At 56.5% G+C, this 14,124-nt stretch carries 14 protein-coding genes and 1 tRNA gene; 3 read left to right on the forward strand and 12 right to left on the reverse strand.

All coding sequences use genetic code 11. From position 1 onward, the window contains the following. Nucleotides 1–239 precede the first annotated feature (239 nt). From JFT86_RS23835 to dapA, 6 genes are all read right to left on the reverse strand, one after another. Entirely contained in the window at nt 240–1,301 is a 1,062-nt protein-coding gene (locus JFT86_RS23835; RefSeq protein ID WP_201238708.1) for an acyltransferase, read from the reverse strand. A gap of 599 nt (nt 1,302–1,900) precedes the next feature. Further along, nucleotides 1,901–1,990 (reverse strand) — tRNA-Ser (locus tag JFT86_RS23840). Between the two features lie 83 nt (nt 1,991–2,073). After that, nucleotides 2,074–2,787 (reverse strand): phosphoribosylaminoimidazolesuccinocarboxamide synthase, encoded by a 714-nt coding sequence (purC, locus tag JFT86_RS23845; protein WP_103305607.1) that lies wholly within the window; start codon nt 2,785–2,787, stop codon nt 2,074–2,076. Between the two features lie 28 nt (nt 2,788–2,815). Further along, on the reverse strand, nt 2,816–3,577 hold the full coding sequence (locus JFT86_RS23850) for an MBL fold metallo-hydrolase (protein ID WP_201238709.1): 762 nt from the start codon (nt 3,575–3,577) through the stop codon (nt 2,816–2,818). A 6-nt stretch (nt 3,578–3,583) separates the two neighbouring features. Further along, nucleotides 3,584–4,699, reverse strand: a complete 1,116-nt coding sequence (gene bamC / locus JFT86_RS23855) for an outer membrane protein assembly factor BamC (RefSeq protein WP_201238710.1) — start codon at nt 4,697–4,699, stop codon at nt 3,584–3,586. A 17-nt stretch (nt 4,700–4,716) separates the two neighbouring features. Further along, nucleotides 4,717–5,595, reverse strand: coding sequence for a 4-hydroxy-tetrahydrodipicolinate synthase (dapA, locus tag JFT86_RS23860; RefSeq protein ID WP_093438308.1), 879 nt, complete (start codon nt 5,593–5,595; stop codon nt 4,717–4,719). 329 nt (nt 5,596–5,924) lie between these two features. Between dapA and JFT86_RS23865 the strand changes: the two genes are divergently transcribed. Further along, a complete protein-coding gene (locus tag JFT86_RS23865) occupies nt 5,925–6,485 on the forward strand; it encodes a glycine cleavage system protein R (protein WP_016984694.1) in 561 nt (186 codons plus the stop codon). Between the two features lie 10 nt (nt 6,486–6,495). Beyond that, nucleotides 6,496–6,969 carry a peroxiredoxin gene (locus JFT86_RS23870; RefSeq protein WP_201238711.1) on the forward strand — a complete coding sequence of 158 codons (474 nt, stop codon included), beginning with the start codon at nt 6,496–6,498 and terminating at the stop codon, nt 6,967–6,969. A 145-nt stretch (nt 6,970–7,114) separates the two neighbouring features. On the opposite strand, the gene JFT86_RS23875 is transcribed toward JFT86_RS23870, so the two are convergent. Beyond that, complete coding sequence (locus tag JFT86_RS23875) at nt 7,115–8,185, reverse strand: AI-2E family transporter (RefSeq protein ID WP_201238712.1); 1,071 nt, start codon at nt 8,183–8,185, stop codon at nt 7,115–7,117. 32 nt (nt 8,186–8,217) lie between these two features. After that, nucleotides 8,218–8,457, reverse strand: coding sequence for a sulfurtransferase TusA family protein (locus JFT86_RS23880; RefSeq protein ID WP_201238713.1), 240 nt, complete (start codon nt 8,455–8,457; stop codon nt 8,218–8,220). 99 nt (nt 8,458–8,556) lie between these two features. On the opposite strand from JFT86_RS23880, the gene JFT86_RS23885 reads away from it, so the two are divergent. Beyond that, nucleotides 8,557–9,990 (forward strand): M48 family metalloprotease, encoded by a 1,434-nt coding sequence (locus JFT86_RS23885; RefSeq protein WP_201238714.1) that lies wholly within the window; start codon nt 8,557–8,559, stop codon nt 9,988–9,990. Nucleotides 9,991–10,069: 79 nt separating this feature from the next. On the opposite strand, the gene JFT86_RS23890 is transcribed toward JFT86_RS23885, so the two are convergent. The 4 genes from JFT86_RS23890 to rpoE all read right to left on the reverse strand — a co-directional run bounded on the left by JFT86_RS23890 (nt 10,070) and on the right by rpoE (nt 13,884). Continuing rightward, the gene (locus tag JFT86_RS23890) at nt 10,070–11,500 is read right to left on the reverse strand and encodes a DegQ family serine endoprotease (RefSeq protein WP_201238715.1); all 1,431 of its coding nucleotides are present in this window, start codon (nt 11,498–11,500) and stop codon (nt 10,070–10,072) included. 210 nt (nt 11,501–11,710) lie between these two features. After that, nucleotides 11,711–12,676, reverse strand: coding sequence for a MucB/RseB C-terminal domain-containing protein (locus tag JFT86_RS23895; protein ID WP_201238716.1), 966 nt, complete (start codon nt 12,674–12,676; stop codon nt 11,711–11,713). An 8-nt stretch (nt 12,677–12,684) separates the two neighbouring features. After that, entirely contained in the window at nt 12,685–13,272 is a 588-nt protein-coding gene (locus JFT86_RS23900) for an RseA family anti-sigma factor (RefSeq protein ID WP_008077804.1), read from the reverse strand. A 30-nt stretch (nt 13,273–13,302) separates the two neighbouring features. Next, the gene (gene rpoE, locus JFT86_RS23905; RefSeq protein WP_003172477.1) at nt 13,303–13,884 is read right to left on the reverse strand and encodes an RNA polymerase sigma factor RpoE; all 582 of its coding nucleotides are present in this window, start codon (nt 13,882–13,884) and stop codon (nt 13,303–13,305) included. Nucleotides 13,885–14,124: the final 240 nt, after the last annotated feature.

A 14,124-nucleotide genomic window follows, 5' to 3' on the forward strand; every position in this document is an offset into this window, starting at 1 on the left:
GACGCAACACAGAAGGGACACACACAGCAACTTCTCGCCTCCCCCCCCTTCGCCACTCCAATTCGCCAAACGGGACCATTGGGGCAACCTCTGACTACGCGCGCATGCAACGCGACGGAATATCGTTGCCCCTTCTTATCATGCTCGACATCAACCTGAAGACCACAAAGAGACCGCTTGCTGCACTACGACGGCACCCCATAAAATGCTCACATCAAGTGTAACAAACGATTAAAGACTCAATTGGCCTGGCTTCGCCCGGCAAGCTCCGCAACTAATCGAGTCTCAGTTTTTTTCTTGTACATTCGAATAAATGGATATTCGATAAAATACGAACAAATTAACGCAGCGACAAAGCTAAGAACAAGAAAAGCAGAAAACCAATGAAAGTAATGCAACACAAACATATGCATCAAGTACAGTGGATATGCCAATCGCGCTACGACATTGATAACAGGTGAGGATATTTTTTTGTCGTACAACGCGTATACCATTAACGCAAAACCGAGTGCCAATACGCTCGGAATCAAAATCCCATCTCTCGTCAGCAAAGCCATACTCGGGTGTTTGTCCGCACCCGTCAACTTCCATATGTAGATGAAAGAAATCGTCAGAATCACCAGAGCAAGCGCCAGAGAACATTTCTTTAAAATATCCAAACGCTGTCTGACTGCATAAGCCACAGCCACCCCATAAATCAATTCGTCATATCTATAATATGGCTTCAAAAAAAGAAAGAATTGCCAGTTATTATCATCCGGCAGGTAAGCAGATGAGAGATAGAACCGCAGCCCTAAAAAGAATACTAAAATTACCGCTATACCCACCCAGACCATTCTTAGATTTATGAGCGCCCACAGAATAAAAGGTATAGTCGCATAGAAAATCATCTCTACAACCAGACTCCAAGTTATTTGATAAAATGGCAGATCAACGTGCCAAATATCGTAAACAACAGTTTGAAAAAACACAGAGTGCGCTGTGAATATCTTCAGAATATCGGCAGACGTTCCTGCATACCCCCTAAACCTTATATCAATCAGATACAGCAAGACCGATACTATGTAGAGCGGGTAAATTCTGAGAAGGCGACTTCTCATATACTCAAAATACGAGAATCGTCCGGAGGGAATCGATGAAAACAATATCGAGCCAATAAGAAATCCGGAAAGAATAAAAAACAAATCAACGCCAACCCAGCCGACCCTGAACTCCTGAGGCATATTATGCCAGACAAGAACCATCACAATTGCTATAGCTCGCAGTAGATCCAGGCCTTGATATTTACTGTGCTCGGTCAAATACCTAAACCATTCTAACGTATAATTTTTCATATTCTCTGACATCACGCCCAATTATTATTTATTTGCTATTTAAATCAGACAACCACTGAACAGCGCACCACAAGATTTTAATTCTGATTTTTTTAATGAAATGCCTGGTAATTTTACCCTCTGCCACCTCTAAACCACAGACATTGCGCTGTACTCCTTTCACAACTCCAGGCACTGGGAATGCGCTGCCACATCCTCAATAACGCAGCCCTCTGATCATGTCGGCTATCTCCCGTCCGCCTCCAGGCTCTCTCGCGAGTGATTCGCCCGTGGGCTCCGCAGCCTCTCCTGAAGCCAAGGGCTTGCATCTTGCCAATGTCGAAGGCACAACGACCCAAGCCAGAGCCCATAGCGCGACAGAACCTCTGCAAGCCTCTTCGCACCTTTCGAAATGTCATTGACAGGGATTCTAAAAGTCAGCGCTAGATCGGGCTGACAGAACTTTAAACTCGCATCCATCACTTCCTCTGCTACCGAGAACCCAAGCGATGCAAATTTTTATCAGGATGAGACAACAGAAACGAAAAAACCCCGTAGATTTTCATCTACGGGGCTTTCTCTATATATGGCGGAGAGATAGGGATTCGAACCCTAGGTACCGGTGAAGGTACAACGGATTTCGAATCCGTCCCATTCGGCCACTCTGGCATCTCTCCAACGGCGCGCATCATAACAACACTTTTACCGAAAGCAAACCCTCTTTCGAAAATTTCTTCGTGCTATCAGATGCTTGCGTCGATTAAAGCGGTACGCCCAGACGATTGGCGACTTCTTCGTAGGCTTCGATGACGTCACCGAGGCCCTGGCGGAAGCGGTCTTTGTCCATCTTCTTCTTGGTGTCCTTGTCCCACAGACGGCAGCCGTCCGGGCTGAACTCGTCGCCCAGGACGATGGAACCGTCGCTGAACACGCCGAATTCAAGCTTGAAGTCGACCAGCAGCAGGCCGGCGTCGTCGAACAACTTGGTCAGGACTTCGTTGACCTTGAGCGACAGCTCCTTCATGCGAACCAGTTGCTCGGCAGTGCCCCAGCCGAATGCCACAACGTGGGATTCGTTGATGAACGGGTCGCCCTTGGCGTCGTCCTTCAGGAACAGCTCGAAGGTGTAAGGGTTGAGCTTCATGCCCTCTTCGACGCCCAGGCGTTTTACCAGGCTGCCGGCGGCGTAGTTACGCACGACGCACTCGACCGGGATCATGTCGAGCTTCTTCACCAGGACTTCGTTGTCGGCCAGCAGTTTGTCAAATTGGGTCGGAATGCCGGCCGCTTCGAGTTTCTGCATGATGAAGGCGTTGAACTTGTTGTTCACCATGCCTTTGCGGTCGAGCTGCTCGATACGCTTGCCGTCGAACGCCGAGGTGTCGTTGCGAAACAGCAGGATCAAGCGGTCAGCGTCGTCGGTCTTGTAAACCGATTTGGCTTTGCCGCGGTAGAGTTCTTCACGTTTTTCCATGATGGGCTCCGCTTGCTAAGTAGGTGGGCTAGGCGATGTGGCGCCAGTCGAGCCCTGAATCTTGATCGGCCAGTTGCAGCCAGTCCGGGTCGCACCCGAGGGTGTCGACAAAACATTGCCGGGCCAGCTGCGGCACGTTGTTCTTGCTGCTCAGATGGGCCAGGACCAGGTGTTGCAAGCCCTGCCAACCCAACTCGGACACCAGGAATGCCGCCTGATGGTTGTTCAAATGTCCCAGCTCGCCGCCCACCCGTTGCTTGAGAAAGTACGGGTAATGACCGCGGGCCAGCATGTCGCGGCAATGGTTGGATTCGATCATCAATGCATCGAGATCCCGATAACCCTCCAGCACCCGCTCGCAGTAGGAACCCAGGTCGGTCAGCAGGCCGAAGCGCCGCTGCTCATTGTCACTGAATACATACTGGGTCGGTTCCTGCGCATCATGGGCCACGGCAATGACCCCGATGTTCAATGCACCGATCTGCAGTTGCTCGCCGCCGGCCAGAAAGCCTGCAGGTTCAATCGGTTTGCGCATCCCGCGCAGCGTGCCGCGACTGAGGTAGACCGGCAGATTGTAGCGCCGAGACAGTAAACCCACGCCATGCACGTGGTCGGCATGTTCGTGGGTTACGAGTATCGCGCTCAGTTGCGCCGGGCTCACACCCAGGCGCAACAGGCGTTTTTCGGTTTCCCGCAGGGAAAAACCACAATCCACCAGCACATACGTATCAGCACTGGCGATCAGCGTGCCGTTCCCTTGGCTACCGCTGCCGAGAACGGCAAAACGCATGGTTGATCAGCCCAGGTTGTCCTGAATCACGCTCAACACTTTGCGTGCCACTTCAGCCGGCGCGACGGTGTTGATGTTTTTCTCGACGGTCACCTGGATGTTCTCGCCAACCTTGCTCAGGCGAACCTGATAACGCTCGGCACGGGCTTCAACTTCTTCCTTGCTCGGCGCACTGCCGAACAGGCTGCTGAAGAAACCAGGCTTGTCGTCTTTCTTCTCGGCTTTTTCGGCCAGGTTGATGTAGTACAGGCCCAGGCTGCGGTTGATGTCTTCAACGCGCCATTCGCCCTGTTCCAGCGCACGGCCAACACTCGACCACGCACGGTCCAGATCAGTCCCGACGTTCAACACCGGGTTACCGCTGCCATCTTCGCTGAGGCTGACACGGCTCGGCGTATCGAAATCACGCGAAGCCAGCATCGACACCGAACCGCCCTTCTCGGCGATACGGCTCATGCTCGCGAGCATGTCGTCGACCAGCGCCGCGTCCAGGCCAGTGTTGACCGAACGGTTGGTGAAGGCGACGTCGGCGGTGCTGCCGGCAGGACGCTCGGCGCTGACCACGTAGATTTCACTGGTGTTGCGCTGCACGCCCGGCTCGATACGCACACGAACGCGAGTTTCGCTGTCGCTGGCGACACCCGCCGCGCTCAGGCGCTTGGCCATGGCTGCGGACAGTTCGTCGGAATGCTGCCAGGTGGTGGTGAATTCGCCGGTCTGCGGACGCTGCTCGTCCAGACGGAAACCGTTGTCCTGGAAGAACTGCACAGCCACTGGCCAGACTTCGGCCGGTGGATGCTGGGCCATGACCCAACGCGAATCGCCACTCTTCTGCAGCGAGTAGTCGGTGGCATCGGCGATCGCCGACAGCGGTTGAGGACGTGGAACCACGTATTCGCCCTTGGCGGTATCGTCAGCCACGTTACGCGGGATCGGCAGCAGCGGATCCAGACGCTTGGAGGTGCTGACATCCGGCGGCAGTTGCATCGGTGCAGTCTGTTGCGCTTCCAGGTAATCGCTACCACGGTCACGGAAATAACCTTCCGGGCCCCAGACCCATCCGCAGCCACTGGTGCTGGAGATAATCAAGGCAAGTGCGGAAAGTCCGGCCATTCGCTTCATGCGTTGTACTTCCTCAATTAAACCAGGACGCTGCACTGGCGCAGGGCCGAGCGCAACGTTTCATGACAAGGTGTGCTCAGCCAGGTCAGCGGCAGGCGGATGCCTTCGTGCATCAGGCCCATTTCAACCAAAGCCCACTTCACCGGAATCGGGTTGGCTTCGATGAACAGGTCCTTGTGCAGCGGCATCAGTTTTTCGTTGATGGCCCGTGCGGTGTCGGCATCGCCCTTGAGCGCGGCCTCGCACAGATCAGCCATTTCGCGCGGAGCGACGTTGGCGGTCACGGAGATATTGCCTTTACCGCCCAACAGGATCAGCTCGACCGCGGTCGGATCATCGCCGGACAGCACGATGAAATCCTTGCTCACGCCATCGATGATCGCTTTGGCACGCTTCAGGTCGCCGGTGGCTTCCTTGATGCCGATGATGTTCGGCACGGTGGACAGGCGAATCACGGTCTCGGCCTGCATGTCGCAAGACGTGCGGCCAGGAACGTTGTAGAGAATCTGTGGAATGTCGACCGCTTCAGCGATGTGCTTGAAGTGCTGGTACAAGCCTTCCTGGGTCGGCTTGTTGTAGTACGGAACCACCAGCAGGCAGGCATCGGCGCCGGCTTCTTTGGCGTTACGGGTCAGCTCGACGGCTTCGCGGGTCGAGTTGGCGCCGGTGCCGGCGATGACCGGGATGCGGCCCGCAACCTGTTTGACCACGGCTTTGATGACGGCGATGTGTTCTTCTACGTCAAGGGTTGCCGACTCGCCGGTAGTACCGACCGCGACAATGGCATGGGTGCCGTTCTTGAGATGGAAGTCCACGAGTTTGCTGAGGCTGTCCCAGTCAAGACGCCCTTGTGCATCCATGGGAGTGACCAGTGCCACCATACTGCCCGCAATCATGAAACCGCTCCTGCCGGAAAAAGAGAGCGGTAATGGTACTGGCGCCAAGATGCTTGCACAAGCGAAGTACTGCGCTGCCGCCATTCCCCTTGGCGTCGCTTTTCGCTACCCTTCAGACTTTGATCGGTACTGATCAGCTTGTACGCCGGGTTTCAGCCTCCCTTTTCGGCCTCCCAGACCCCGTTCCTGCGTCGCATCGACGCGCTCCCGCTATAGTGGAGCGAGCCGCGACCGCTCGCCGGGCTTTTTGAACGGACCGCCTGAACAGGCACTCCCCGACGGCCAACGCCCGTAAACCTACCGACCGCTCATCGCTTTAGGAATGCTGCATGTCCACCCCCACAGTTCGCGAACAATTCCTTGTCATCAGTGCCCTCGGCGCCAACCCCATGGAGCTGACTAACGTCCTGTGCCGCGCCAGCCATGAAAATCGCTGCGCCGTGGTCACTTCACGCCTGACCCGCCACGGCGAGTGCAGCGCGCTGATCCTTGAGATCTCGGGCAGCTGGGACGCCCTCGCGCGTCTGGAAGGCAGCCTGTCGGGTCTCGCCAAAAAGCACGCCTTCACCGTCAACGTGGTGCGCAGTGCGGCGCTGGAAAATCGCCCACAGGCGTTGCCATACGTGGCTTATGTCAGCTCGGCGTACCGCCCGGACATCATCAATGAGTTGTGCCAGTTCTTCATGGACCACAATGTCGAGCTGGAAAACCTGACCTGCGACACGTATCAGGCGCCACAGACCGGCGGCACCATGCTCAACGCCACGTTCACCGTGACCCTGCCGGCCGGCACTCAGATCAGTTGGCTGCGCGACCAGTTCCTCGACTTCGCCGACGCGATGAACCTCGACGCACTGATCGAGCCTTGGCGCCCACAAAACCCAATGTAAGGAAGCTTTCATGGCCGTTGTCATCGACCAACCGGTTGCGGATTTCGAAGCACCTGCCACCAGCGGGCAAACCGTCAGCCTGGCTGCCTTGAAGGGCAAGCAAGTGGTGATCTACTTCTATCCGAAGGACAGCACCCCCGGTTGCACCACCGAAGGTCAGGGTTTTCGTGATCAGTACGCAGCGTTTCAGGCTGCCAACACGGAAATCTTCGGCATTTCGCGCGACAGCCTGAAGTCGCACGAGAACTTCAAGTGCAAGCAGGAGTTTCCGTTCGAGTTGATCAGCGACAAGGACGAGGCCGTCTGCCAGTTGTTCGACGTGATCAAGCTGAAAAAGCTGTATGGCAAGGAATACCTGGGCGTTGATCGCAGCACCTTCCTGATTGATAAGGACGGTGTACTGCGTGAGGAATGGCGTGGCGTGAAAGTGCCGGGGCATGTCGATGCGGTGCTGGCTGCTGCTCAGGATTTGAATAAATCCTGATGTTTTTACGTCATTTCTACTGACGCCTTCGCGAGCAGGCTCGCTCCCACACTGAACCGTGTTCGCATTGGCGACTCGACCAAATGTGGGAGCGAGCCTGCTCGCGAATGAGCCCTGAGTCCCACCAAATAATCTGGATCAACCGCTATAGAAGCGGCGCCACCACAGGCTCCTTGCGCGGCCAGGCATCCAGCACAGCCTTGAACAGCGTCGCCAGCGGGATCGCGAAGAATACCCCCCAGAATCCCCACAATCCGCCAAACAACAGCACCGCGCAGATGATCGCCACCGGATGCAAGTTGACCGCTTCGGAAAACAGCAGCGGCACCAGCACGTTGCCATCCAGTGTCTGGATGATTCCGTAGACCGCCATCAGATAAATGAACTGATCGCTCCAGCCCCACTGGAACAGCGCAATCAGCAACACCGGCACCGTCACCACCACCGCGCCGACATACGGCACCACCACCGAAACCCCAACCAGCAACGCCAGCAGCGCCGCATAGTTGAGCCCGAGCGCAACGAACGCGATGTAAGTCACGCCACCGCAGATCACGATCTCGATGACTTTGCCGCGAATATAATTGGCGATCTGCCGGTTCATTTCCTGCGCGACCCGAGTGATCAGCGCCCGTTCACGGGGCAAATAGCCGCGCACCCACTCGCCGATCATTGCCCGATCCTTGAGGAAGAAAAACACCAGGATCGGCACCAGCACCAGATAGATCATGATGTTGACCAACAACGGCAGGCTCGACAGCGAGAAGGTCAACGCCCATTGGCCGAATTTGCCAATCTCGCCGCGCGCCGCTTCGATCGCCTGTAGCACCTGCTCATCGGACACCAGATGCGGATAGCGCTCCGGCAGCAGCAACAGCAACGATTGCCACTTGGCGAGCATGCCCGGCAGTTCGTTGAACAACGTGATCAACTGATGCCAGAGCAGCGGCAGCACCACGACGATGAACAGCATCAGCACGCCCATGAACAGCGCAAACACCAATCCCACCGCCGCACCACCCGGCACCCGCAGACGCTCCAGCGAAACCACCAGGCCCTGCATCAGATACGCCAGCACCATCCCCGCCAACACCGGCGCGAGCATGCCGCCGAGGGTCAGCACGGCAGTAAAGGCCAGCACCAGCAGAACGGCCAGCACCACGGCCTCCTCATCGGAGAAATAGCGCTGAATCCAGTCGCGTAACACTTTGAACATCAATAATCCTTAGGTCTTTTACGCTGTCGGTTTCAGGCTTTTTTCAACCAGTAACGGTAGATGCCCGCCTCGTCTTCTTCGCGCAGCAGCGTATGACCGGCCAACCGGGCAAAGGTGCGGAAATCACGCTGTGAACCCGCATCCGTAGCGATTACCTTGAGCACCGCACCGCTGGACAACTTGTTCAGTTCCATTTTTGCCTTGAGCAACGGCAACGGACAATTCAGGCCACTGGCGTCCAGTTCCACGTCATGGGCTACAGCGTCAGTCATTGCGGCACTCCGGATCAGGTCAGTCGAGCTGCCTAGAATATCTGGTCGCAAGCCCGGTGTCCGGCTACAGTAAGGTCTTTGTCTTCTAAGGCTTTGTGCATGACTTTTCTGCGCCCTACCCTGCTGACGCTCGCTTGCCTGCTCGCCTCACCGGGCTTTGCCGACGATCTGCCGTCACTCGGCGACGCCAGTTCTGCCATTGTCTCGCCGCAACAGGAGTATCAGCTCGGTCGTGCCTGGCTGGCGATGTTGCGCAGCCAGGTTTCACAGCTTAACGATCCGCAGCTCAAGGACTACGTCGAATCCAGCGTTTACAAGCTGGTTGAGACCAGTCAGGTCACGGACCGGCGCCTCGAATTCATCCTGATCAACAGCCCGCAGCTCAACGCCTTCGCGGCGCCGGGCGGTGTGGTCGGGGTCAACGGTGGTTTGTTCCTGAACGCACAGACCGAGGGCGAATACGCTTCGGTACTGGCGCACGAACTGGCTCACTTGTCGCAACGCCACTTTGCCCGCGGCGTCGAAGCCTCGCAGCGGATGCAGGTACCGATGATGGCGGCACTGCTGGCCGGTATCGTGATCGCGGCAGCGGGTGGCGGTGATGCCGGCATCGCGACCATCGCCGGCACTCAAGCGGCAGCGATTCAATCGCAACGCACCTTCTCCCGCCAGAATGAGCAGGAAGCCGACCGCATCGGCATCCTCAATCTGGAAAAGGCCGGATACGACCCGCGTTCGATGCCGACCATGTTTGAACGCTTGATGCGTCAATACCGTTTCGACGCCAAGCCACCGGAATTCCTGCTGACTCACCCGGTGACCGAATCGCGTATTGCCGACACCCGCAACCGTGCAGAGCAGGCCAAACCGGGCGGCATTGAAGACACCATGCGCTATCAACTGATTCGTGCACGCGTGCAACTGATCTACGAAGAAACCCCAGGATTGGGCGCCAAGCGTTTCCGTGCGCAGCTGGATGAAAATCCGAAAAATGATGTGGCACGCTACGGTCTGGCGATTGCACAGATCAAGGGTGGTCAGTTGAATGAGGCTCGCGAGAATCTCAAGCAATTGCTGGCGTCATCACCGAACGAGATCATCTACAACCTGGCGCAAGTCGATCTGGACATCACCAACAATCGGTTGCCCGATGCACAGTCGCGGGTTGACCGGATGCTCACGCAATATCCCGGCAACTACCCGCTTAATCAGGTTCGTGTCGATCTGTTGCTCAAGCAGAACCGCGCCGCCGATGCCGAGAAGGCGCTCGAAGCCTTGCTCAAATCACGCCCGGATGATCCGGACGTCTGGTATCAGGTTGCCGAAACCCGTGGTTTGTCCGGCAACATCATCGGCCTGCATCAAGCTCGCGCCGAATACTTCGCGCTGGTTGGCGATTATCGCCAGGCCATCCAGCAACTGGACTTCGCCAAGCGCAAGGCGGGTAACAACTTCCCGCTGTCCTCGCGAATCGATGCCCGTCAGCGCGAGCTGATGGAGCAGGAGCGCATGGTCAAGGACATGATGGGCTGAAATCAGCTGGCCAGACAAAAGCTTCAGGCATAAAAAAACCGCCTCTTTCGAGGCGGTTTTTATTTACCTGATAACCGGACTATTCAGCCAGTTTGAACGTGATGAAGCTCGCACGTCCCTGACGCAGAACCCGCATCGATACCGAACGATTCTTCGGCAGTGCCTTGGCGATCTCGGCGAACTCTTTGCTGGAGCCGATGGCCTGATTGTTCAGGTGAGTGATGACATCACCCGGTTGCAGGCCGATCAGGGCCGCAGGACCGTCCTGCACTTCCTTGATAACCACACCACCTTTGAGGTCGTAGGTTTTCTTCTGTTCAGCAGTCAGTTCACCGACGGAAACACCGAGGCGGTTGCTGCTGGTTTCAGCACCGGACTTCGGCAGCGCATCGAGCTCTTTGTCTTCGTCCGGAATCGCGCCAACCGTCAGCTCGACGTTTTTGCGCTTACCTTCACGAATCACTTCCAGATTGGCCTTCGCACCCGCTTTCAGCGCCCCGACCAGATGCGGCAAGTCAGCAGACATGACGATCGGCTGACCGTTCATGCTGAGGATCACGTCGCCTACCTGCAGACCGCCCTTGGCCGCCGGGCCGTCATCCTGGATCTGCGCAACCAGCGCACCGGCCGGTTTCTCGAGACCGAATGACTCGGCCAGATCCTTGTTCACTTCCTGGATAACTACACCCAGCCAGCCGCGACTGACCTTGCCACCGCTCTTCAGCTGATTGGAAACGTCCATCGCCACATCGATAGGAATGGCGAACGACACGCCCATGAAGCCGCCGGAGCGGGTGTAGATCTGCGAGTTGATCCCGACCACTTCACCGTTCAGGTTGAACAGCGGGCCACCGGAGTTGCCCGGGTTGATCGGCACGTCGGTCTGGATGAACGGCACATAGTTTTCGTTCGGCAGACTACGGCCCACGGCGCTGACAATGCCTTGGGTCACGGTGTGGTCAAAGCCGAAAGGCGAACCGATTGCCACGACCCACTGGCCGGCCTTCAGGTCCTGAGACTTGCCGAGCTTGAGCACCGGCAGATCCTTGCCTTCGATTTTCAGCAGCGCCACATCGGAACGCGGGTCGGTGCCGATCAGCTTGGCTTTCATTTCGCTTCGATCAGCCAGTCGCACGAGAATCTCGTCGGCATCGGCAATCACATGGTTGTTGGTCAGGATGTAGCCATCCGGGGAGATGATGAAACCCGAACCCAAGGATTGCGCTTCACGCTGACGACCACCACCTGGCGAACGCTGCTGAGGCGGCATGCCGCGCTCGAAGAACTCGCGCAGCATTGGCGGCAGGCCTTCGAGATCAGGCATCTGCTGGTTCACTTTGCGGTCGGGCAGTTTTTGCGTGGTACTGATGTTCACCACGGCAGGCGAGGCCTGTTCAACCAACTGCGTGAAATCAGGCAAATCGGCCGCTTGCGCAGCCGGGACCGCCTGACCGAGCAACAGCACGGTGGCGAAAATGGAGAGATAAGACTTCAAGCTAGGTATCGACATACAGCTCCCGTTACGACGAGCAGGTTTAAGCGATATGGAACAAGGATCACCGGAAACCACTGGCCGGGACTTTTATTCCAGGAACAACAAACAAGGCCAGAGCCGTGAGGCTCTGACCTATAAAAAACTTTCGGGTTATTTGCAAATGAAAATGCTCAGCAAACATTTCATCTCCGTCTCGACGAAGAAATGGTAATGACTGAAATCAGCTCACTGCTTGCTGGTTGCAGCGCCATCAGTATTACGCATCGATAGAGCAATTCGCTCTGCCGTGCCGATCGGAATCTCGCCAACCACGGTGACCATCATTTCGCCTTCAGGCGTGGTCAGGCGACGGGATACAGCGACGGTCGGACCCAGTTGAGTGCGGGTATCGGTGACTGTAGCGCCATTCAATGGTTCGAGGAAAACCGAAAAACGCGCCAATCCGTCGTCATACATCAGGCTGTTGACCTGAGTCTTGGTTTCAGGATCTTTGTGCGAGGTGCTGCTGGTCAGCTCGAAGCCCGGCGGCAGCCAGTCCGAATGCCATACCTGAGTAGTCTTGACCGCAGAGGCCTTGTCGCTGTCGAGGGTAATCGGTTTGCAGTCGGCGTCTGCCAACAAGTCTTTGTCCGATGGAACGTCGTCAGTATCAAGACTGGTGAACTGGAACCGTTCGAGCAACTGCCCCTTGTCGTTCAACAGCAGCGACTTCAATGGCAGGCCGGTCTTTTTGTCCAGGTGCAACTCAAATCCGTAGCGATGCTGATCACGAGGCGTTAACGAAACGATCACAGCATCTCGTCCGGCCACGCGCGATTTGCCAATGACGGCAAGGTCATACCAGTTTTTCAACTTTTGCGGATCGAGAGGACGAGCGGCTGAGTTGGGGGAATCCCCCAGCCCGGCAATCAGGGTGCCGCTGACGCATTGAGTGTGTCCATCAATGCGCACGACTTCCTGCGCCGAACCGTCGAGCTGGAGTAAACGCTCGCGGACCTGGCCATTCTGGACGCGATGCCAGATGTTATGGGTAGAAAAACTACCGTTACGCTCGTAAACGAAGGTGCCGTGAAAGCTTTGCTGCTGCTCGGCCTGGCCCAGACGGGTCAGCCAGTCCTGGGCCTCATCGGCGTGGGCTGGAACGATGAACCAGCCACTGAGCAGAAGCGAAAGTAGAGGTATGGCGCGCATGATCCTCCTTAACGGTTTTCCAGGCTTGCTGCACGCGCATAAGGCAGCGCGCTTTCAGTACCTTTGAGCGCAGCCTGTTGAGCGTGCTGGCGCAGATAACCTGGCAGACGCTGATCATGCCAGCCTGGTTGACCTTGCAATACGCCGTTGGCCATTGGGCCAGTGGCTTCCGAACTCTCACTATAGCCTGCCAGAACAGCCGGACCTTTCACCTGTGGGGTGGCCAGGGTTGGCTGATTGGATTGCTGAGCGAGTTCGACGCCAGCGATTTCGTCCTGGTTGTACAGACGAACACCCGCCAGCACGGCAACAGTCACCGAGGCTGCAACAGCCAGACGGCCAAGGTTGCGCCATGGGCTACGGGATACTTTGGCCGGGGCCGTTTCGTCTTCCAGCGCAGCAGATACTGCCGCAGCGATGTCCAGACGTGGAAGCAGCAAATCCTTGTGCATGGCTGCCCGAGCGATCTGGTAACGAGCCCAGGTCTCACGGGTATCCACATCGTCCAGTGCGCTAAGCACTCGACGCAATTCCAGTTCGTCCGCTTCGTTATCCATCACTGCGGACAGCGATTCCTGCAGGGCTTCACGACTCATGGCGTTCCTCTCTTGGCTGTCGCCGCTGTCTCAGTTTTCCTGCAACAACGGCTGCAGGGCTTTATCGATGGCCTCCCGGGCGCGGAAAATCCGGGAGCGCACGGTACCCACCGGACACTGCATGACGCTCGCAATGTCCTCGTAACTCAGACCATCGAATTCACGTAAAGTTAAAGCCGTACGCAAATCCTCTGGCAGTTGCTGAATGGTTCGATGGACGGTGCCTTCGATCTCATCCCGCAGCAATGCACGTTCTGGTGACTCGAGATCCTTGAGGCCATGATCGCCATCGTAAAACTCTGCGTCTTCGGAACTTACATCGCTATCCGGCGGCCGACGGCCGCGAGAAACCAGGTAATTCTTCGCCGTGTTAATGGCAATACGGTACAGCCACGTATAAAACGCACTGTCGCCGCGAAAGTTTCCAAGTGCTCGATACGCCTTGATAAAGGCTTCCTGAGCCACGTCCTGGGCTTCATGGGTGTCGTGCACAAAACGCACGATCAACCCGAGAATTTTGTGCTGATATTTCAGCACCAACAGATCGAAAGCTCGCTTGTCGCCACGCTGAACGCGTTCGACCAGCTGCTGATCCTCTTCCTGGGTTAGCATGAACACTCCTCGATGAGCCCGGAGGAGACTTGCATAACTAAACGACCAGACTTGCAAACATAGACTCGGGCTTTTCGCAAAAGTTCTCCCCCTCCAAGCAAGTTTCCTGCGGGCTCTGATTTGGCACGCACGAAAAACGCAGCGCGGGATAAACCGGCTGCGCGAATAATCTTGTCATCGGTTTCGCCGGCAGGAACCCCAACCACAGATTCCGCACTGAAGCCGACACTGTCCCTTGTT

The organism is Pseudomonas sp. TH06 (assembly GCF_016651305.1).
Classification (GTDB): domain Bacteria; phylum Pseudomonadota; class Gammaproteobacteria; order Pseudomonadales; family Pseudomonadaceae; genus Aquipseudomonas.

Excerpts from the sequence above, each read along its gene's own strand:
- purC (WP_103305607.1), bottom strand. The coding sequence starts at position 2,787 with ATGGAAAAACGTGAAGAACTCTACCGCGGCAAAGCCAAATCGGTTTAC.
- JFT86_RS23850 (WP_201238709.1), bottom strand. The coding sequence starts at position 3,577 with ATGCGTTTTGCCGTTCTCGGCAGCGGTAGCCAAGGGAACGGCACGCTG.
- bamC (WP_201238710.1), bottom strand. The coding sequence starts at position 4,699 with ATGAAGCGAATGGCCGGACTTTCCGCACTTGCCTTGATTATCTCCAGC.
- dapA (WP_093438308.1), bottom strand. The coding sequence starts at position 5,595 with ATGATTGCGGGCAGTATGGTGGCACTGGTCACTCCCATGGATGCACAA.
- JFT86_RS23865 (WP_016984694.1), top strand. The coding sequence starts at position 5,925 with ATGTCCACCCCCACAGTTCGCGAACAATTCCTTGTCATCAGTGCCCTC.
- JFT86_RS23870 (WP_201238711.1), top strand. The coding sequence starts at position 6,496 with ATGGCCGTTGTCATCGACCAACCGGTTGCGGATTTCGAAGCACCTGCC.
- JFT86_RS23875 (WP_201238712.1), bottom strand. The coding sequence starts at position 8,185 with ATGTTCAAAGTGTTACGCGACTGGATTCAGCGCTATTTCTCCGATGAG.
- JFT86_RS23880 (WP_201238713.1), bottom strand. The coding sequence starts at position 8,457 with ATGACTGACGCTGTAGCCCATGACGTGGAACTGGACGCCAGTGGCCTG.
- JFT86_RS23885 (WP_201238714.1), top strand. The coding sequence starts at position 8,557 with ATGACTTTTCTGCGCCCTACCCTGCTGACGCTCGCTTGCCTGCTCGCC.
- JFT86_RS23890 (WP_201238715.1), bottom strand. The coding sequence starts at position 11,500 with ATGTCGATACCTAGCTTGAAGTCTTATCTCTCCATTTTCGCCACCGTG.
- JFT86_RS23895 (WP_201238716.1), bottom strand. The coding sequence starts at position 12,676 with ATGCGCGCCATACCTCTACTTTCGCTTCTGCTCAGTGGCTGGTTCATC.
- JFT86_RS23900 (WP_008077804.1), bottom strand. The coding sequence starts at position 13,272 with ATGAGTCGTGAAGCCCTGCAGGAATCGCTGTCCGCAGTGATGGATAAC.
- rpoE (WP_003172477.1), bottom strand. The coding sequence starts at position 13,884 with ATGCTAACCCAGGAAGAGGATCAGCAGCTGGTCGAACGCGTTCAGCGT.